Origin of the sequence: Geminocystis sp. GBBB08, from assembly GCF_016743215.1 — a bacterium.
Classification (GTDB): domain Bacteria; phylum Cyanobacteriota; class Cyanobacteriia; order Cyanobacteriales; family Cyanobacteriaceae; genus Geminocystis.
This window is the reverse complement of the sequence record NZ_VRZC01000034.1, coordinates 1-19,367: the sequence shown is the minus strand read 5'-3', so window position 1 is coordinate 19,367 and position 19,367 is coordinate 1. Positions and strand designations below refer to the sequence as shown.

At 31.9% G+C, this 19,367-nt stretch carries 18 protein-coding genes; 11 read left to right on the top strand and 7 right to left on the bottom strand.

Annotation, left to right across the window (positions count from 1 at the left end; genetic code table 11):
* The first annotated feature begins 201 nt into the window (after positions 1-201).
* The gene (locus FWJ34_RS06655) at positions 202-819 is read left to right on the top strand and encodes a PEP-CTERM sorting domain-containing protein (RefSeq protein WP_308254543.1); all 618 of its coding nucleotides are present in this window, start codon (positions 202-204) and stop codon (positions 817-819) included.
* Between the two features lie 120 nt (positions 820-939).
* On the top strand, positions 940-1,200 hold the full coding sequence (locus FWJ34_RS06650) for a hypothetical protein (protein ID WP_308254542.1): 261 nt from the start codon (positions 940-942) through the stop codon (positions 1,198-1,200).
* Between the two features lie 286 nt (positions 1,201-1,486).
* Here FWJ34_RS06650 and FWJ34_RS06645 read toward each other — a convergent pair whose 3' ends face one another.
* The gene (locus FWJ34_RS06645) at positions 1,487-4,171 is read right to left on the bottom strand and encodes an efflux RND transporter permease subunit (RefSeq protein ID WP_308254541.1); all 2,685 of its coding nucleotides are present in this window, start codon (positions 4,169-4,171) and stop codon (positions 1,487-1,489) included.
* Between the two features lie 274 nt (positions 4,172-4,445).
* Here FWJ34_RS06645 and FWJ34_RS06640 point away from each other — a divergent pair, with 274 nt between their 5' ends.
* Together FWJ34_RS06640 and FWJ34_RS06635 are read left to right on the top strand one after the other, a co-directional pair.
* Positions 4,446-5,180: a DUF1997 domain-containing protein gene (locus FWJ34_RS06640; RefSeq protein ID WP_396231732.1), complete on the top strand. Its 735-nt coding sequence runs from the start codon at positions 4,446-4,448 to the stop codon at positions 5,178-5,180.
* A 210-nt stretch (positions 5,181-5,390) separates the two neighbouring features.
* On the top strand, positions 5,391-6,284 hold the full coding sequence (locus tag FWJ34_RS06635) for a DUF4922 domain-containing protein (protein ID WP_308254540.1): 894 nt from the start codon (positions 5,391-5,393) through the stop codon (positions 6,282-6,284).
* Positions 6,285-6,418: 134 nt separating this feature from the next.
* On the opposite strand, the gene ylqF is transcribed toward FWJ34_RS06635, so the two are convergent.
* On the bottom strand, positions 6,419-7,264 hold the full coding sequence (ylqF, locus tag FWJ34_RS06630; protein WP_308254539.1) for a ribosome biogenesis GTPase YlqF: 846 nt from the start codon (positions 7,262-7,264) through the stop codon (positions 6,419-6,421).
* A gap of 222 nt (positions 7,265-7,486) precedes the next feature.
* Here ylqF and FWJ34_RS06625 point away from each other — a divergent pair, with 222 nt between their 5' ends.
* The 5 genes from FWJ34_RS06625 (at position 7,487) to FWJ34_RS06605 (ending at position 10,984) form a co-directional block, all read left to right on the top strand.
* Complete coding sequence (locus FWJ34_RS06625; RefSeq protein WP_308254538.1) at positions 7,487-8,044, top strand: hypothetical protein; 558 nt, start codon at positions 7,487-7,489, stop codon at positions 8,042-8,044.
* 44 nt (positions 8,045-8,088) lie between these two features.
* On the top strand, positions 8,089-8,403 hold the full coding sequence (locus FWJ34_RS06620; protein ID WP_308254537.1) for a hypothetical protein: 315 nt from the start codon (positions 8,089-8,091) through the stop codon (positions 8,401-8,403).
* 141 nt (positions 8,404-8,544) lie between these two features.
* Positions 8,545-9,609 carry an AI-2E family transporter gene (locus FWJ34_RS06615; protein ID WP_308254536.1) on the top strand — a complete coding sequence of 355 codons (1,065 nt, stop codon included), beginning with the start codon at positions 8,545-8,547 and terminating at the stop codon, positions 9,607-9,609.
* A 69-nt stretch (positions 9,610-9,678) separates the two neighbouring features.
* Positions 9,679-10,458: a photosystem II S4 domain protein gene (locus FWJ34_RS06610; protein WP_308254535.1), complete on the top strand. Its 780-nt coding sequence runs from the start codon at positions 9,679-9,681 to the stop codon at positions 10,456-10,458.
* Positions 10,459-10,480: 22 nt separating this feature from the next.
* The gene (locus tag FWJ34_RS06605; protein ID WP_308254534.1) at positions 10,481-10,984 is read left to right on the top strand and encodes a manganese efflux pump MntP family protein; all 504 of its coding nucleotides are present in this window, start codon (positions 10,481-10,483) and stop codon (positions 10,982-10,984) included.
* A 182-nt stretch (positions 10,985-11,166) separates the two neighbouring features.
* Here FWJ34_RS06605 and FWJ34_RS06600 read toward each other — a convergent pair whose 3' ends face one another.
* From FWJ34_RS06600 to FWJ34_RS06580, 5 genes are all read right to left on the bottom strand, one after another.
* Positions 11,167-12,252 (bottom strand): FAD-dependent oxidoreductase, encoded by a 1,086-nt coding sequence (locus FWJ34_RS06600; protein ID WP_308254533.1) that lies wholly within the window; start codon positions 12,250-12,252, stop codon positions 11,167-11,169.
* 149 nt (positions 12,253-12,401) lie between these two features.
* Positions 12,402-13,394: an adenosine kinase gene (locus tag FWJ34_RS06595; protein ID WP_308254532.1), complete on the bottom strand. Its 993-nt coding sequence runs from the start codon at positions 13,392-13,394 to the stop codon at positions 12,402-12,404.
* 45 nt (positions 13,395-13,439) lie between these two features.
* Positions 13,440-14,999: a Ycf66 family protein gene (locus tag FWJ34_RS06590; protein ID WP_308254531.1), complete on the bottom strand. Its 1,560-nt coding sequence runs from the start codon at positions 14,997-14,999 to the stop codon at positions 13,440-13,442.
* A 528-nt stretch (positions 15,000-15,527) separates the two neighbouring features.
* Complete coding sequence (locus tag FWJ34_RS06585; RefSeq protein WP_308254530.1) at positions 15,528-15,743, bottom strand: type II toxin-antitoxin system mRNA interferase toxin, RelE/StbE family; 216 nt, start codon at positions 15,741-15,743, stop codon at positions 15,528-15,530.
* A gap of 62 nt (positions 15,744-15,805) precedes the next feature.
* Positions 15,806-16,033 (bottom strand): hypothetical protein, encoded by a 228-nt coding sequence (locus tag FWJ34_RS06580; protein ID WP_308254529.1) that lies wholly within the window; start codon positions 16,031-16,033, stop codon positions 15,806-15,808.
* Between the two features lie 487 nt (positions 16,034-16,520).
* On the opposite strand from FWJ34_RS06580, the gene FWJ34_RS06575 reads away from it, so the two are divergent.
* A complete protein-coding gene (locus tag FWJ34_RS06575) occupies positions 16,521-17,714 on the top strand; it encodes a hypothetical protein (RefSeq protein WP_308254528.1) in 1,194 nt (397 codons plus the stop codon).
* A 222-nt stretch (positions 17,715-17,936) separates the two neighbouring features.
* Positions 17,937-19,367, top strand: a 1,431-nt coding sequence (locus FWJ34_RS06570) for an ABC transporter ATP-binding protein (protein WP_308254527.1), incomplete at its 3' end; no start/stop codon positions are given.

Here is a 19,367-nt window from a genome sequence, read left to right as displayed (position 1 = left end):
TGAAAGATCCTAAAATTAAATACAATAGTTACATTAATTTAACTGAATCTTGACCATGAATAACACCATCAAAAATATCGCCTTATCTACCCTTACCCTAGCTAGTGCAATTGTATTGTCGGGGGGGTAACTCCTAACTCTGCCTATGGTATAACTGTTGTTGCACCCAATCAACAAAGTAATAGTGCAAATAGTACAGCCTTGAGTGACCTCAATCGTGCCTATCAAATGCAATATGGAGCATCTTTATTAACAGGCATTAACATTGGAGATCAGATTACAGGTTTGACTTTTCGTATTGCTTCAAATAGTTCAAGATCTTCTTCTCCAGCGACAACTTTTGCAGACTACGAGATTTATCTTGCCCAAGCCGTTAATTCTGTTGCTAATATGAGTACCACCTTTGCTAGTAATATGTCCAATACCTCTCAAGTGCGAGATGGTGGTTTATCCTTTAGTGCAGGTGCTTTTCAGGGCGGTGCTGTTAACCCTACTACGAACCCCTTCGGCCCTGTCATTAATTTCGATACTCCTTATACCTATCAAGGAGGAGATTTAGTGGTGTTAATTCGTCATACTGCCGGTTCTTCCGATGTCGGCTTTTTGTACTCTCTAAGTACTACTGCTTCTGGTTATGGCACTGACTATCGAGCCTTTTTTGGAACTAGCTTTGGTGCAACTACAGGATCTCAAAATAGTCTGCACATAACTCAATTTTCTGTAACTCCTACTGCTGTACCTGAACCTGTAACCATTTTAGGCACTCTTCTAGCAGGGGGTATTGGTATGGCTTTCAAAAAGAAAAAAGATTTAAACTAAAACCAAGTAGGTGATGAATGAGAAGAATATTAAAATTAGCGGTGTAGAGTAGAATTAGTTTAGGAGTAACGGCTAATTACTCTTAATGAAATACTTGTAAACTATTAAAAGGATTTTAATATGAGTACAGTAACAGATAACGACTTAAGAGAGTTAAAGGATTTAATAACTCAATTAAGCGATCGCATGGAAACGAGATTTAACCAAGTAGATCGTAAAATCGAGAAATTAACAGAGGATATAAATGAGGTAAAAGTTGAGACAGCTACCATTAAAAGCGATGTTAACGGATTAGGTAAAAGGTTAGATAATCTTGAGTTTACTAATCGAGGTATTTTTATAATCGTTATCAGTGGATTACTATTAGCAACTAACTATTAAGTATTAATGTAAGTCATGCAAGATCTTAGTCTAATAGACTTCTCCAGAAAATAGGGAACAGATTTAAGGTTTTTTATCATTAGGCTTTGAGTCTGTAAATACATACTACTTACCCATTTTTTAACTAAACAAAGGGTTTAAACCCCTTGCAAAAACCGCGCACTTTTTTAACTTAGATCTTGCAAAATAAAAACTAAGATCAAATTGATTAAGTTTAATCTGAAATTTTTTCACTTTTCCTTTTTCCCTTTTCCCTAACTTCTGCAAGAAGTCTCATAAATTAATTTCACTTTTTTATTATTTTTAACCATAAATCTTCAACAACGGTATAAAAAACAGGCACAAAAATTAAACTGAGAATAGTAGAGGTTAATAATCCGCCAATAATTGCCACTGCCATAGGTTGTCTTAATTCTGCACCAGCACCTAATCCCATGGCAATAGGTAACATTCCTAAAATAGTCGAAAAAGTTGTCATTAAAATTGGGCGAAATCTAGTCATCCCAGTTGTTATAATTGCTTCTTGACGAGAAATTCCTTTTTTTCGTAATTGGTTAGCATAATCCACTAACAATAAAGCATTTTTGTCTAATAATCCTAATAAGAAAATTACCCCTAACAACGAAATCATACCAAAAGCACTTTGGGTAATTAGTAACGCTAACATTGCACCAACAATAGATAAGGGTAAAGATAAGGCTACCACTATCGGTTCTAATAAACTACCGAACAATACCCATAATAACAATAACATGAAGGCGATCGACAAGATAAAAATAATGCCAAATTGTCTGGCAATTTCTTTCATTCTCGCAGAATCACCTCCAAGAGAAAGGGTGACATCAGCAGATAAAAGGGGTTGAATTTCTGTGACAAGTTTTTTGGTTAAATCTCCTAATGCTTCTCCTTGGGCTAAGTTTGCTGAAAAAGTTATAGCTCTTTTACCGTTAAAATGTTCAATAATGGGGATATTGTTATTTTCTTGGGGGATAATTTCTGAAGGAGAAACAGTTAAATCGGTTAAGCCAGAAAAATTTTCTAATTTTGTTTTAACTTTTAATGCGCTTTGAGAAACAGAAGTAAGATTATCACCTAATAGACGAAATGAAAAAGGTTTCTCATCTCCGGTGTCAACAAATTTAATATCTTCAACACTAATATTTACTGCTTTGAGGGGAGGTAAACTTTCTCTAACCTTATTTTGCACCTCGAAGGTATTAATTTTTCGATCGTTTTTTAACTTAATATAAATTTTACCTAAGTTCGGTTGTCCTCGAAAACCGACTATATTAAAAATAGATTCTATTTCCGGAATGTCTAAAATTACCTTTTCAATTTTTTCCCCAACACGGCGAGTACGTCTTAAAATAAAACCATTAGGATTCTGTTTAATATCACTTAACCAATTAAAACCAGAATTATCATCATTAATAGTAGTAGTATTTTCTGCCGAATTTTGATTGAGTTTCCAGTCAGTAGGAATTTTCGGCAAGTCAGTGGTATAAATGATATTAAATTCTCCTCTGTCTAATTGCGGAATAAAACCTTGAGGAATCAGAGGAATTAAGGCAACACCAACGATAAAACTAACTAAAGCGAAGAATAAAATTATTTTACGATGAGATAATGACCAAATCAATAAATCACGGTATTTTTTCATTATCTTTTCTATTCCTTGCCTTTTACCTTTTGCTTTTTCTTCTTTTAAGGGGGATAAAGGAGGTTGTTTTTTCCCTAACCAAAGCATTGCTAAAACTGGAGATAAAGTGCGCGCTACTAATAAGGAAAAAATCACTGCCGCCGAGACAGTTAAACCAAAAGCCTTAAAAAACTGCCCAACATTTCCGCTAGTTAAGGCAACAGGTAAAAAAACTGCCACGATAGTTAAAGTAGAAGCTGATACCGTTAAACCAATTTCATCACTTCCTTTTATTGCTGCTTCCTTTGGTGATTCTCCATTTTCGATATGACGCATAATATTTTCCACATCGACGATGGCATCATCTACCACAATTCCGATAACTAAGGCTAAGGCTAATAAAGTAATAGTTTCTAAATTAAAATTACCTATTGCCATAACAATAAAAGTGCCAAGTAGAGAAAGAGGAATCGCTAAAGCGGTGATAAGAGTAGCAGTAAAATTACCAAGAAAAGGAAGAATCACTAACACTGCCAAAATAATTGCCAATAAAAGAGTGTCAATAGTTGCTTGAGTCGCTTCTTTTATATAACCTGCTTCCGTTTGTGCCATATTTATGGTTATATCTGTCAAGGAAGATTCCCATTTTTTCATCACAGACTCAACAGATTTAACTACCTTTAAAGTATTGCCATCTCCTCGTTTAATAATAGAAATTCCTAACCCTTCTTTACCGTTAAAACTAACAAAACTAGGGATTATATCTTTATCTTCAGCAAAATCTAACCCGAAAACCTTTACCTTCAAAATACCGTCTATATTTTTAAAAGCGGGAAGAATCTGATTGTTAACCACTTCTGCTATTTCTTCCAAACTCTTATTCTGGCTAGTCAAAACATAACTAATGGCAGAAGACTCATTTAAGTTATAGGGAATAATTTCGATTTGCGTTTTTTCTGGTAACTTAACGTTAGAGATGGCATTTTCAATAATTTTTGTTGCCGAATCAAGAGTATCACCAGCGAAAAAAAGAGAAGTAATTACTGTCTCATTTGGATAAGTAGTAGAAACGATATTTTCTATTGACTCAAGATTCAATAACGGTTTTTGTAAAGGATTTGTCAACTTATTTTCTGTATCAATGGCAGTCTCAAAATTTCCAGAAGCGCGAATAATCACCACCGGAAAAGTCACATCTGGAAATAACGCATATTGGAGAGAAGAAAAAGCCAATAATCCAGCTACACTAACTGCTATCCAAAAATTAATCGTTAACCAAGGATGTTGAATAGCAAATCGAGAAATATTTAACCGTTGACGCAAAGAGGCCATGAATTTAGAATTTAGAACGAGTAATGGGCAATAATAAATAACTAATGACTAATAACAAATGACTAATGACTAATAAAAATTTTTTTTCTGCTATTAAATATTCATAAAGTTTGATAATTGATCTTAAACAATATTCTCTTTCCTTTCTCATTCATCATTTTTAATCATCAATTTATCATTCCTCATTTATCATTCTTCATTTTTTATTCTATACTTTTGATCATTACAAAACTAATTGTCAACTTTTCATTGTCACTTGTCAATTGCAATCATTATGTCAGAGTTAAACTTTCCTCGTGAAAATCAAGAAGAAAATCCACACGAAAATCTAATCAATAATTTAGATAACTCTTTCACTGCTGAAGAATGGGAAATACCTGAGCAAGATCCTGTAGTTTTTCAAACACATTTTTATGGTATAATGGAGATGTATAGTGATGAAGAAACTGTAGCAAATTATCTTAATGATCATCAAGGGTGGTTTGTGCGATGTGCTTCACCCATGAAAGCAGAACCTTTCGGCGAAAACGGTTATACTTTAATTATCGGTCATTATGGTGCTTTTGGCTACAATGTTGAACCACAAATGAGTGTAATCTTAGAGCCTCCACAATCTAAACATTATTCTATGTATTCTGTGCCTAATCCTCAATTTAATCATCCGGGTTATGAAGTTAATTATACATCAATTATGGATATTGAGTCTATACCTGTCTCCCAAGCCTCTCTTGGCATCAAAAAAGTTTATTCTCTACACAGCCAAAAAACTCCCCCCGATACCATTACTAAAATTAATTGGCAGTTAGATTTACAAGTCAAAGTCAAATTTCCTCGTTTTATCTATAAACTACCTATGTCAATGATTCAAAATACTGGCGATCGCCTTTTAAGTCAAATCGTCAAACAAATATCTCCTCGTTTAAGTTATAAAGTGCAAAAAGATTTTCATTCTCGTTTTGATTTACCTATCCCACCGAAAACCGCGCGCACTTGTAATTCGCTAAAATAATCAATGGTAAGCCAAGAAGCATTTAAGTTACATTTTTTCCTAACTCCTAACAAGGTAATGGGCTTAAACCCCTTGTTACCAGTTGCCTTGACTCAAACTTTTACCTCTTCGCTATCCTAAAGTGTCAACTTAGAGGCAAACTAGCTTATGATGAAAATAAATAATAGTTAGTGGGTAAATGGTAATTTTCTTAATGATGACTTGTCAATTATGAATGAAAAAAGTTTAAGTTTGTGGGAAAAAATAGAATTAGTAACTAAAGAAGCCTTAATCAAAAAAGTTTTACATCCTATTCCTACTCACTATCAAATTATAGAAGAAAAAGGTATTCAATTTATTGTTAGAATCTTAGAAAACTTGGATAAAAAAGATAAAGCGAAAAAAAAACAAAAGGCAAAACAAAAAGAATCAAACTCAAACTTTAACCCTTTTTTACCCTATGAAAAAGATTTATTTATTGCTGATATTCATAATCATCACGTCTTAATTTTAAATAAATTTAATGTTGTTAATCATCATCTATTAATTATTACCCGTGAATTTGAATCCCAAGATAGTATCTTAACGTTTGAAGATTTTACCTCTTTATGGACGGTTTTAAAACAAATAAATGGTTTCGGTTTTTATAATGGCGGTAAAATTTCAGGGGCTTCTCAACATCATAAACATTTACAATTTATCCCTTATCCTTTAGTAAAAGAAATTGATACTTTACCAATTAATAATTTAATTTTAGCTAATAAACATGAAGCTCAAATTATCACTTTAACATTCTTTCCTTATCTACAAGCCATCGTCTTTTTTGAAGATATAAAGCAAAAATCAGCCTCAGAATTAGGAAAAATGACTTTGGAATATTATTATAAACTATTAAACACATTAAACATTGACATTGAAGATAAAATACCCTCAAAAAACTATAACTTATTAATAACAAAAGATTGGATGATGATTATACCTAGAAGTCAAGAAAAATTTGAATCAATATCTATTAATTCTATTGGTTTTGCCGGTGCGTTATTAGTAAAAAATCAAGCAGAATTAGAACTTTTGCTTCAACATAAACCTTTTAAAATTTTAACTCACGTTGGTATTACAAATTAAGAAGTTATTTAAGATTCTCTTTTTTGTCTCGCAAAGGCGCAAAGAGGCAAAGGTTATAAACAAAATTTGAGGTTAAGGTTAAGATGAATAATCAACTTTTTTATGGTGATAATTTAGATATTTTAAGGCAGACTCTAATTACTAATTGTCGGAGGATATTCTAAAGAAATTGTACCTAAATAACCCTTACGAAAATCTTGCAATAATTGACGAGCAACCCGTTCGAGATCATTGTTATACTTTAACTGTGCTAATTGAAGAATAAACTCTTCTCCTGTCATCTCTAAAGGATCTATACCATAACGAGAATACAATACAGCTTCTGTACCTAAGTTGACTAATAAATCAACAAAAGATTGTGCTACTTCCTGATTGTTATAAGCTGCGTCACCAATATCTTCACAAATAGCTAATTTTAAAGCATCTTCCTGATTTTTTAACTTTAAAGGAATTATGCCGGGTGCATCTAATAATTCTATTTCATCGGAAATTCTCACCCATTGCAACTGTCTGGTTACTCCTGCTTTTCTAGCACTAGCCACTATTTTACGCTTCAGCAAACGATTAATTAAAGCCGATTTACCCACGTTAGGAAAACCAATTACCACTGCGCGCACTGGACGAGGTAACATTCCACGACTATGACGGTGTTCATTAATGGCGATACCAGCTGACTGAGAAGCCTTCTGTATTGCTTTGATTCCACTACCATTTTTAGCGTTGGTAAAAAAAGGAATTTCTCCTTGACATCGAAACCAATTACCCCATTCATCACGCAAAGCATCGCTAATCATATCTACCCGATTCAAAATTAAAATGCGTGGTTTTTCGCCAATCCATTCTTTGACTTGGGGATGATGGGAAGCTAAAGGTATTCTGGCGTCTCTTACCTCTAAAACTACATCAACTTTTTTGATTTGCTCTTTTAATTGTCTTTCGGCTTTGCTAATATGCCCGGGATACCATTGAATCAGTGCCATAACCAAATTTATCAATAATTGAAGGCGTTGAAGTTAAATATTGAGATTAACTTTAGCCTTGAGAATAGGGCAGTTAAAATTTACCACTTTAATGATTGTAACTGTTTTCATTGCATTTCTCGATCAAATATTCACAGATTATTAATAAAGTATGTGCTGATAATCAAATAAAATTGTAAACTTATGCAAGGTCTAATTATTAATTAAATGTAAAGTAAAAAAGTGAAAAAATATCATTTCATCAATCTAATTATTACCAGTTTGATTACCAGTCAAATTATTACAGTCACAAATGTGGTAAAAGCTGAGTCTTTCAATAATTTGCAACCAATGTTAACAGCACAAAAAACCCCTGAGTTAACAGAAGAAGGGATAAAAACAGTAATGGCAACCATCGAAAAAGCGGAAAAAGAAGAAAATGTCGAGCAACTTATGAGCTTTTTATCGCCTTATATTATTTCTTCTATTACTGTAGAATCTGATGAAACCACAGTAACGACTATGATTGAAGGAAAACAGAATCATGAAGATTTTTTAAACAATAATTTTAATGGGGTTAAACAAAGAGAATATATTAACTCTTATTTTACTACTAAAATTTCTGATGATGGACAAATGGCTACTGTTACTAGAATTAGAGCAACAAATATTACCGATGAAAATGGTAAAAAATATCTATCTATTAGCACTGATAAAATTCATTTTGCTTTAATAGATAATCAACCTAAAATTATCAATTTAGAAATTAAAGGTTGGTTAGAAGAACGTCCTCAATCTTAACAAAATTTTAACATTTTTATTATTTTAACAACTTAAATAAATTTATGAAATCAATAACTTTAACCCTCACGTTTGTGACAACAGCTTTAATTACTGGCTTGACTACTTCCATTAAACCAGCTCAAGCTAGTTTTGGCGATTTTATGTTAGGAGTTGGCGCAGGAGTTGGCACAAGTGCTATTATTCGGAATAACCAACGGGCAAGAGAAAATAGATACCGCCCTGTAAGCCCTGATGAGGAATTTTTTAGAGGTCGCCAAGATGGTATTAATGGTTTAAGATACGATAATCCTCGTAATTCTATCGATTATGATCGTGGTTTTCAAGAAGGTTTAAGACTCAGACAAGGTAGAAGATAAGCCATACTGACAGGGTGATGATAAGGGGATGGAGAGACTAGGTGACTCGGAGACTTTTGCTTTCTTATTCTTCATTCCTCATTTCTCATTCTATATTCCTCATTCTAAATTCTAAATTTTATATTCTATATTCTATAATTTATGTTAGAAAAATTATTGAAAATTCCTCCTTGGTTACGTTTGGGATTGATTTTTCCTCTACTCTGTTTAAATGGATTTTTATTAACTTTATTAATTAATTATCTTCAACCTTTAATCAGTTTTTTAATTATTGCTAGTATTATCGCTTTTTTACTGGAATTGTTGATTAATTTATTGATAAATAAAGGTTTAAAAAGACCGTTAGCGATTACTTTTGTCCTATTATCTGCTTTAATTATTTTAGTTTCCACTAGTCTTATTTTTGTGCCGATTTTAATTCAACAATTAGATGAACTTTTAATCAATGCACCTACATGGATTGCTCATGCTAATGAATATATTGCTAATGATATACCTATTTTTGATAAATTTTCTGTTAATATTGATTCTATAATTCAAGAAATAACCAGTAGAATTTCCTCCATCCTTAAAACAGTTGGAACTCAAACTATTACAATTTTATTTACTACTATTAACAGTGTTTTTAGTGTCTTATTTATTCTCATTTTGACAATCTTTTTACTTATTGGGGGTGAAAAATTTTGGCAAGGACTTTTTAGTTGGTTTCCTCAACCTTGGAATGATAAAATTCCTCATTATTTAAGTGATACATTTAAAGATTATTTTTTCAGTCGTTTAATTTTAGTTGGATTTGCTAGTATTGCTAGAGGAATTATTTTTATAATTTTAGGAGTTCCTTCACCTATTCTATTCGCTTTTGGTATTGGAATTGCTAGTTTAGTTCCTTTTATCGGTGGAGTTGTGACTATTTTAGGAACTTTATTATTAGTTTTTAAAAGTTGGAAATTAGCTTTATTATTCTTTCTTTTTGCTAATATTATTGACCAAATTACTGATAATATTATCGCTCCTCGTTTTATGGGAGAATTGATAGGTTTAAATCCTATTTGGTTAATTATTTCCCTCTTTATTGGTGCAAAATTAGGCGGTTTATTAGGTATATTTTTAGCTGTACCTTTAGCTAGTGTTATCAAAAAAATTATTGATGATTTTCGATCACCAATAGACTCTTCTATAGTTATTATTAATCAGAATAATAATTAGAAATTATGAATTAGGAATTGGGCGAAAAGATGCCTATTTTACAATTATTATTCAATATTAATTAAAAAGATGTTACCTAGAGAAGAATTATTAAAAAAAGTAGAAAATAAAGAAGAAATTGCTCGTATAATTGACAAAGCTGAAAAAGCAATTAAAACATGGGAATTAGTTATCAGTGATTTTGTTTCACCACCAGTTTTAGCCGAAATTAATCAAATTTTTTCTTCATTAACCGAAGTAAAAGTTATTCCTTGGGGAGGTTATCCTCAAGCCGAAAGACAACGAGTGGGCATTCACCGAGAAGAAATTTTTGCCGATAACACCCAAATCCCCCTAGCAGCTTTAGATATTGCCGGCAATTTTTTATTTGATACCGCAACTCATCGAGATTTTTTAGGCTCAATTTTAGGCACTGGTATTGTTCGAGAGAAAATAGGTGATATTATTGTTTTGGGAGAAAGAGGGGCACAGGTTATAGTGGTAGAAGAAATGGTGAATTTTCTTGAAACTAATTTAGTTCAAGTGCGTTCTGTATCAGTAAAAACCACGAGAATTGAGTTATCTGACTTAAAAATTCGCCCTCCGAAAATCAAAGAAATGAAGACAGTAGAGGCTTCTTTACGTTTAGATGCGGTGGCTTCTTTTGGTTTTGGTTTATCTCGGGGCAAAATGGCAGAAGCTATCAGTAACGGCGATGTGAAAGTTAATTGGAAGGAAATCTCTCAACCTAGTTATAATATCAAAAACGGTGACTTAATATCCTTTAGAGGTAAGGGTAGATTAGAAATTGGTGATATTGAAGTGACTAAAAAAGAGCGTTATCGCATTAATTTAACAAGATTTGTGTAAAGAAAAACTAACTACTATTTTTATGAATCTAATTACTATTTTTTTTACTTCTATTGGTTTAGCAATGGATGCTTTTGCTGTGTCTATTAGTGGTGGAATTTCTTTGAGAAAAATTACTCTAAAAGATTATTTAATTATTGCTACTTTTTTTGGTGGTTTTCAGTTTATAATGCCTTTATTAGGTTGGTTCTCAGGGTGGTTTTTTCGTGATTTTATTGTCAGTTTTGACCATTGGATTGCTTTTGTTTTATTATTTTTTATTGGCGGTAAAATGATTTATGAATCCTTCCAAGATGAAGAAGAGGAGGGGATAGATTTTCGTAATTTATCTATATTATTAACTTTAGCTATTGCCACCAGTATTGATGCTTTAGCCGTTGGTTTAACTTTTTCTGTGATTAAAACTCCTATCATAGAAGCCTCTACTCTTATTGGAATTATTACTTTTTTAATCTGTTTATTTGGAGTATTTGTAGGTAGTAAATTTGGTTCTTTTTTTGAAAATCAAGCCTCAATAATTGGTTGAATTATTTTAGTAGGAATTGGTACTAAAATTTTAATAGAACATCTAGGATAAACACAAATTTAGGTTTAAATTTTGAGCTATTAACTATTATTTACAGCAGTTTTCATTTCTTTCCCTCTCTATTTTTAAAATGAGAATGAAAATGCCCTGCTGTAAGCCCCACTAAAAAACTAAAAACTTTTTCAGCAACTCTTCATTAATTCTGACACTGATGAAGCAGTAGCCGGTGCTAATAATATTCCGTTACGATAATGTCCTGTGGCGAGGATAATATTCTCATAATGCCCTAATTTTTCGATAATAGGAGCAGATTTACTTTCTGGGCGTGGGCGTTTTCCTGTCCATGATAACATTACAGGTGCTTGTGCTAAACTAGGACAAAGTTCCATGGCTTGTTTATGTAAATTTTGTAACAAATCTTGATCGGCTAAAATTTCGTCTCCATTATTCGGAAATTCAACTGTAGCACCTAACCAAAATTCATCATTTCCCATGGGTGCAATATGAATATCATTACCCGTGATGACAGGGTTAAATTTTTCTTTTGTATGCCATTGTATATTTTTAAGTAATAATGCTTGTCCTAAAACTGGTTTTATGGCTATATTTGAGCCTAGGGGCATGATTAAAGATGATGTGCCTAATCCTGTAGCTAAAATTACCCAATCAGCGCTTAATGATTGATTGCCTATTTCTACTTGTTGACAACGTTTATCCGTGATTTTTAAGTTTTGTACTTTTTGTTTAAATATAGATTTAACTCCTTTGAGTGATGCACCTTTGACTAAGGCTTTGGTTAAAAAAGTTGGGTTAATTTGGCGATCGCATGGAGAATAAACAGCCCCTAATAAAGAGGAGACATTAACTTCAGGGCAATAATGTTTTAAAAGAGATTTATCCCAAATAGTGAGAGTATAACCTTGTTGAGAGCGAATCTGAGCTAATTTTTCCCATTTAGTCAAATCATCATCAGCAAAAAGTAATTTAACAATGCCGTCAGTATTATAAGGAATCTGTAAACCCGTCAAAGTTTCTAATTCAGGGATTAAAGTATTATATCTTTCTAGGCTAGATTCTCGTAATTTCCATGCCCTACCTTTTGTTTTATGACTAATCACTGCCATTAAAATTCCTAAAGCAGCACCTGTTGAACCAGTGCCAGGATTTTTTTCATCAATTAAGGTAATATCTAAATTAGGATTATGACTTAACTCATAGGCTATCATACTGCCTACAATACCGCTACCAATAATAATAACTTTGCTCATTTGTGAATAATGACAATGGATAATTAGGAATTAGGAATTAGGAATTAGGAATTAGGAATTAGGAATTAGGAATTAGGAATTACAGGCAAGATACCTGTTTCACAATTATTAATTATTAATTATTCCTTATTAACTATTTACTACTTATATTACCGAATTTGATTTAAAAGTTCCTTTAATTTATTCGTATCTAGCCTTGCACCAAAATTGGTGACTAATTCCGCCGAAGCTAAAGAAGCTAATTTTCCTGCACTATTCCAATCTAAACCATTAGTAATGCCGTATAATAGGCAACCCGCATACATATCACCTGCCCCAACGGTATCTACTGCGGTGACGGGAAAAGCGGGAATTTCGAGTAAGTTTTCTCCCTCAAAAATAACTGATCCTTTTTTGCCACGAGTTATAGCGAAAGTTTGTGCTATATTTTTAAAATAGGCGATCGCTTGATCGAAATCCTCAGTGTTAGCCATTTTTAAGGCTTCCGTTTCATTGGCAAATAATAAATCAACACCGTTGCCAATAATTTCTAAGATACCGTCTCGGAAAAACTCCACCATGTTAGGATCTGATAAAGAGAAAGAAGTTTTTACTCGGTTTTTTTCAGCAATATTTTTAGCCAAGATGGCGGTTTTTTTTGCCGTAGGAGAAGAGACTAAATAACCTTCAATATATAAATACTCAGAATCTTTTAAGGCTGTTTCATCTAATTCTTGAAGAGTTAAATCTCCAGTAACACCTATAAAAGTATTCATAGTGCGAGATGAATCGTCGGTAACTAAAACTAAACATTTGCCAGTGATACCCCTAGGGCGATTTTCAACAGTTAAGTTAGTATCTAAACCACAGTTAAGTAAATCTTGAAGATAAAATAATCCTGCCTCATCATCAGCTACTTTACAGGAATAAAAACCTTTTCCTCCTAACTGACTTATAGCTACTAATGTATTAGCAGCAGAACCTCCAGAACATTGTTTCCATGGATTAGGTAAATGTTTGACAACTTCTATTTGTTGAGTTTCATCTATTAAAGTCATTACTCCTTTATCAATAGCTAATTGAGTGAGTAATTCTGGGGTTACTTTAAATTCCATATCGACTAAGGCGTTACCCATGCCATAAACATGATACTTTTTACTCATCTTGTGATTTCGTTAATGTTGAATAGTGATAGAGATTTTAATTATCTACTGATTTTGTTTATTTTTAACCTCATCCTCAAAAAGACTCTCGAATTCATCAATAGGGTTTTCATTATCTTTTTTTAAAGGTGATTCTAAATCTACGGTTATATTTTCTTTCGTTTCTATGGTTAAATCCGCCAAAGTTTCGATAATATCTTCTGAAGGAATATTTTGAGAATTAATTTCTGAGGATAAATCGGTATTTTTGGATAACAAATCAGTATTTTCATCTGGGTTATCAGATTCTAAATCTGTTAACAAATCAGTATTTTCATCTGGGTTATCAGATTCTAAATCTGTTAACAAATCAGTATTTTCATCTGGGTTATCAGATTCTAAATCCGTTAACAAATCAGTATTTTCATCTGGGTTATCAGATTCTAAATCCGTTAACAAATCAGTATTTTCATCTGGGTTATCAGATTCTAAATCTGTTAACAAATCAGTATTTTCATCTGGGTTATCAGATTCTAAGACAGTATCAGTAATAATTACTATTTCTGATGTCACAATTTCTACAGATGTTACTATAGTCTTCTCTGTTTCTGGTGTGATATTTTCTGGGGATGTTTCCGATATTTTTTGGCTATCTTCAGAAATCTGATTCGATTCTGGTAAATTAGCTATAGCATCTTCAACTTCTGTCGCTGTAGTTTTAGGATCAATTTCTGGGGTATCTTCTTCTAAAATGGAATTTTCAGCAGTTTGTGGCACAGAAATTAATTCTTCAGGTTGAGAAGTTGTGGGAGGAGATGGTTTACGGAAAAATCCCCAAATTTTACTAAAAATATTAGCTTTAAAAGGAAGAGAGGGTTTATTTTCTAAAGGTAATTTCGATTTTTCTAACCCCAAAGAATCAGCATCAAAATCATCATCAAAGGTATTTTCTTCCGTTTTAGTCTTATCTAAAGGCAAATCGACTAAATGATTATTAATATTTTCTTCTTTTTTTGTTTCTTGATTGATAATTTCTTCAATAATGTTATCTTCTTGGAGAGAATCATCTGTTACAGTTTCGTTAACAATTTCTTCAATAATATTTTCTACTTTTTCAGAAGCCTCAATATCAGTGATAATTTCTTCAATAACGTTAACAGATGCAGTTTTTCCCTCAGCAGAAACACTTTCTTCTGAATCCGTTACTTTTCTTTTTTCGACAACATCGATTTTTTCTTTATTTTTACCTGGTTTATCAACTTTTACTTTACCCGTGACTGGTTTTTTCTCAGTTAATTGAGACAGTTTTCCCAAGGAAATCGCAATAAAATTTAACAATGAAAATCCTTCTAAAACTTGAGGAGATTCTGACTCGGCAGTGATAGTTTTTCTCAGTTGACGATTTTCCCAAATAAAAGCGATCGCCACTGCTATAATAGCTGATTGTCCTAATAAAACTGCTCCTGTTATTCTACCTGCACAAACCCAAAGAGTTAGGGCATAAAATAATCCTAAACCACTCCATAGGAAATCATCCTGCCGATGAATTTTTGGACTAATAAAAGCATTGAGATATAATATTAGACTAATAATAGCCATAAAAGTGGCGAGAAAGTAAGCTAACATTGCTTGTTATCCTTAGATATGTTTATTTCTTCTGATTATTATACTGAGTTAATTCACCATTAGTAATTATATCAGTTGCCACCTTTGTATTTAACTTCATTAACTGATGTTACGCAAAAATAGAATTAATTGTTAATGTTCGGTGCCAGGCAGGTTTCAGGTGTCGGGTTTCAGGTTTAAAAATCAAGGCTTTGAGGCTCTGCATATATGATTCAGACACTTTTGATCGTTTGGGGAATAGTTCATATTCGGAACGTTAATCGCAATGAAAAACTTCTTAAAGTAATCTAGTATTTATTTATACATTTTATGTTTCACTATTTTTATAATATTTTATATATTTTATTAGTTGAAAGTCTGTTCATTTAAGCCTGATAGAGAAGACAGCAACTAATGAAACCAAACCTATCCCGTAGCACTTCAATTAGGCACTTCTTCAGACATGATCTGCACTTTATTTCACTCAATTTACATGTTTTTGAATACGATTAGTTGTATTGAGGTTAGAGGTGTGATCGATATTATTCCTTAATAAACATCATCGTGAGAGCCTAAAGTCAATAAATTTATGGCTAAACTATTCCCATCAGGATCATTAACAAACTCAAAAATAATTCTGTTACTATAATCAATGGAAGATGACCAACATCCTTGCAGATCACCTTTTAATTTATGACTTCTTAAACTTTGTTGTGTATAATCTTCGGCGAGAATTGTCAAAGTTTTTTCTATAGCATCGCGCATTTAGGGATTTTTACGAATTAAACGTTTAAAATCTCTAATGAATCTTTGACTCCAAAATAATTTCATTCTTCCTCTAAATCTGCCATTAAATCAGCTACAGTTCCACTTTTCACTTCCCTTTTAATAAACGCCTCACGAGAATCTTTAACTGCTCTTAATAATTCTTCTTTTTCTTTTTGTTTGAGACGATAATTGATAATTTGAATCAAATGCTCTTGTTCATTATCAGACAATGATTCTACAATTTCAATTACTGATTGAAAATTTAATTTTTCTTTGCTTAACGCCATAATTTCAGATAAATCTAGTAATTTACATTATGAAAATCATATCATTTATTTTTGTCAGCGTAGCCGATGCTCTTGTTCATGGTGTAAGGGTACGAAACCCAAACATAATTATATTAAATCTTCAATTAGCGGTACTTAAACAAAAATTGAGCATCGAATAAACAACCCCAAACTAGCTTTATATAAGCTAAATACTTCGACGTTATCTTTTAACCATTGAATGAAAGTATAAGCACAGAATACTAAAATAATTCGATTAAATTAGTGGTAACAATAACATTGCCATTATCAGTTTAAAACTTAAAATGTAAATGAGTGCGTAATGTCTGTTCATTAAGCCTAAAATTTAATTATTTTATTTTCAAGATTTTGGTAAGTTCATAAGTACTATAAAATGAACTATTTACACGATAGGGTTAAAAACATCTACAATAAAACACTGTGACTAAATAAGCTAATCTAAAAAAAAGCCGATTTCCTGTAAGCCATGACACAAGAAACCAATCTAATATCAACTATCCCAATTTATTTTGTTTCCCCTACTAATAAAATTCACGCTGAAACTTGTCGTCATTGTCAGCCTCACAAAGGCGGATGGCAAAAATTAGATTCCTTTATCAGTGGTATCGAAAAAGGTTATCAAGCCTGTCGTTTATGTTGCCCTTCAAATACTGAAACACTAACTTTACCATTAGAGCCTACTATTAGCGTATCAGAGATCTTAGTTTCTGAAGAAAAATTGTCTCAAGTAACTCCTTCAGAAGATAAGTCTTTAGAAATAGTAACAGAAGCATCTGCTGAAAATGAGATTAAGGTTGCTGAAGAAGAAATTACTTCCGAAAATTTAGCTGTAAAAACTCCTTCAGAAAAAGACAACTCTACTGATAAAACTCCACCTAATTCTGACAAAAATAACAATAAATCTAACAAGAAAACTCCAGCTAATTCTGACAAAACTAACGATAAATCTGGAGAGAAAAAAGATCAATCTACTAAAGCAAATACTTCTAAAAAATCAGAACCAAAAGTAGAGAAAAAGCGTTATAAAATTTTAGCAGGTAATGGTTGCCATCAGGCGATCGCCGAAGTACAGGGTATATTAGTACCACCCAATGAACCAGAACAAAACTTTATCTTGATTTTACCCGATGGATTTCAAATAGAAGCAACTTTTAAAACCCCAAGATTACATTGGATTGCCCGTAATCAGGATACCATGTTAGGCTCTCACTGGTTTAGAGGTTATCCGAAAATGAAGGATGATAAATTAGTTAGTTTGCAAATCATTGCATGGGATAAAGGTATGCCCACTAATCCTCGAGGTTTTGAAACTTGGGAATTTACAGGAGTGTGGACGGCTCAAAAAAACATCACCGTGCAGCGCTCAATGATGATGGAAGATGTGCGTAAAATTGCCAAAGAAACAGGTTTTATTAAGAAGTTTAAATATACTTTTACTAATAGCTTTGAATGGGTAAAAAATAAAAAATTATGGATGGGATATGTTTATAAAATTATCTGTCAAAGAAAAGAAGGTACTTTAGAAATTAAAAAAGTAATACCTTATGCTTGTCCTAGATATAAACCAGATCCTAAAGGTTTTGTTAAAAAAGATGATGATAAAAACAATTATAATAAAGGAGAGAAAAAAAACTTTAAACCAGCCTATAAAAAACCTTGATATTTGGTACTTTAGCACCTAAAAAAGAGGAAAATTAAATAAGACTTCTTGTACTCTCAGGCAATGTCTTTCTTTGGCAATAGGCAATGTCTTTCTTTGGCAACGGGCTAATGCTTTCTTTGGTAATAGGCAATGTCTTTCTTTGGCAACGGGCTTAAGCCCTTTGTTAGGTAATAAGTAATAAGTATTCCTAATACCTCATTTTAAATTCCTAATTATTTTATGGCTACTTTTAAGGATTTAATTAGATATTATGATAACTATAAATTAACAGTTTTTTTAAGTATAGGAGCGACAGGTTTATTTGAGCTAATTGATCTGATTGTACCTTATTTAATTGGGCAAATACTTAATGTAATATCAGAACAAAAAATAGATATTTTCTTACAAATAATAATTGTAAATATTAGTAAAATTATTGATATTAATAATCCTAATCAAACTTTATCCTTAACAGTTTTAGTAACTATAATTTTTATTATTACCGTAGTTAGGGCTCCTATGCAGCCTTGGATTGGTTCATGGTTTCATTGGGAAATTACTCTCAAAACTCGACGGGATTATTCAGTAAAAGTTATTGAAAAAATATTGAGTTTACCCCTAAGTTTTTATGATGAAAATAATCCAGGAAGAATTGCGGGAAGAGTTGCTAGGGGTATCGCAAATCATACATGGACTTATCCTGAAATAGCTGGACAATTATTACCTAAATTAATTCGAGTTTTCGGAATATTTTTGGTTATTTTATTACTAGAAAAAAATATAGCCATTGGTTTTATTTTATCTTTTATTAGCATTTTAATTTTGACTTTAATACACCTTAAAAATTTAATTAAACAAGAAGAATTATTAGACAAACATCAAGAAAATACTGAAAGTAGAACCTCAGAAATAATTACCAATATTAAAACTGTCAAAGCATTTGCTACAGAATCTCAAGAATTAATCAGACAGAAAAAACGCTTAAATAGAGAATATAAAGTGGTAATTAATCGTATCCATTTAGGATATGTCAAACTTGCTACATGGTCAAGAACTGTTGTACAATTATCATTATTTTTAGTTTTTTTATCTATTTTAATTCCGACAGTAAAACAGGAAGTTTCTATTGGTCATTTTATCACTATTTATACGGTGGCAAGTATGGCTTATGCAGAAATTGAACCTATTAGTACATTATCAGAAGTTTTTGCTCGTCGTTATGCTTCCATGATACGTTTTCATGAATTTATGAATTTACCTTTAGGAAAAGATGCTTCTACTTTAATACCTCAAAATTTAACAGAAAATAACTATAGATTTAGTGGCAAAATCGAGTTTAAAAATATCTCGTTTGGCTATCATAATAAATATTTAATTCTTAATAATATTAACACCTTAATTCAACCTTATGAAACTGTTGCGTTAGTGGGAAAATCAGGTTCAGGAAAGTCAACTTTAATAAAACTTTTATATCGTTATTTTGAGCCTTTAAATGGAGAAATTTTACTGGATGGAATTAATATTAAAAACCTTGATATTTCTGGTTATCGTCGTCGTTTAGCTATTGTACATCAAGAAGTTGATATGTTTAATGGCACAATTTTTGATAACTTAATTTATGGCAATCCTAATGTTAATTTAACGGAAGTAAAACAGGCTTGTGCCATCGCC

Coding starts and splice junctions, on each gene's coding strand:
- FWJ34_RS06650 (WP_308254542.1), top strand. CDS start 940: ATGAGTACAGTAACAGATAACGACTTAAGAGAGTTAAAGGATTTAATA.
- FWJ34_RS06645 (WP_308254541.1), bottom strand. CDS start 4,171: ATGGCCTCTTTGCGTCAACGGTTAAATATTTCTCGATTTGCTATTCAA.
- FWJ34_RS06640 (WP_396231732.1), top strand. CDS start 4,446: ATGTCAGAGTTAAACTTTCCTCGTGAAAATCAAGAAGAAAATCCACAC.
- FWJ34_RS06635 (WP_308254540.1), top strand. CDS start 5,391: ATGAATGAAAAAAGTTTAAGTTTGTGGGAAAAAATAGAATTAGTAACT.
- ylqF (WP_308254539.1), bottom strand. CDS start 7,264: ATGGCACTGATTCAATGGTATCCCGGGCATATTAGCAAAGCCGAAAGA.
- FWJ34_RS06620 (WP_308254537.1), top strand. CDS start 8,089: ATGAAATCAATAACTTTAACCCTCACGTTTGTGACAACAGCTTTAATT.
- FWJ34_RS06615 (WP_308254536.1), top strand. CDS start 8,545: ATGTTAGAAAAATTATTGAAAATTCCTCCTTGGTTACGTTTGGGATTG.
- FWJ34_RS06610 (WP_308254535.1), top strand. CDS start 9,679: ATGTTACCTAGAGAAGAATTATTAAAAAAAGTAGAAAATAAAGAAGAA.
- FWJ34_RS06605 (WP_308254534.1), top strand. CDS start 10,481: ATGAATCTAATTACTATTTTTTTTACTTCTATTGGTTTAGCAATGGAT.
- FWJ34_RS06600 (WP_308254533.1), bottom strand. CDS start 12,252: ATGAGCAAAGTTATTATTATTGGTAGCGGTATTGTAGGCAGTATGATA.
- FWJ34_RS06595 (WP_308254532.1), bottom strand. CDS start 13,394: ATGAGTAAAAAGTATCATGTTTATGGCATGGGTAACGCCTTAGTCGAT.
- FWJ34_RS06590 (WP_308254531.1), bottom strand. CDS start 14,999: ATGTTAGCTTACTTTCTCGCCACTTTTATGGCTATTATTAGTCTAATA.
- FWJ34_RS06585 (WP_308254530.1), bottom strand. CDS start 15,743: ATGCGCGATGCTATAGAAAAAACTTTGACAATTCTCGCCGAAGATTAT.
- FWJ34_RS06580 (WP_308254529.1), bottom strand. CDS start 16,033: ATGGCGTTAAGCAAAGAAAAATTAAATTTTCAATCAGTAATTGAAATT.
- FWJ34_RS06575 (WP_308254528.1), top strand. CDS start 16,521: ATGACACAAGAAACCAATCTAATATCAACTATCCCAATTTATTTTGTT.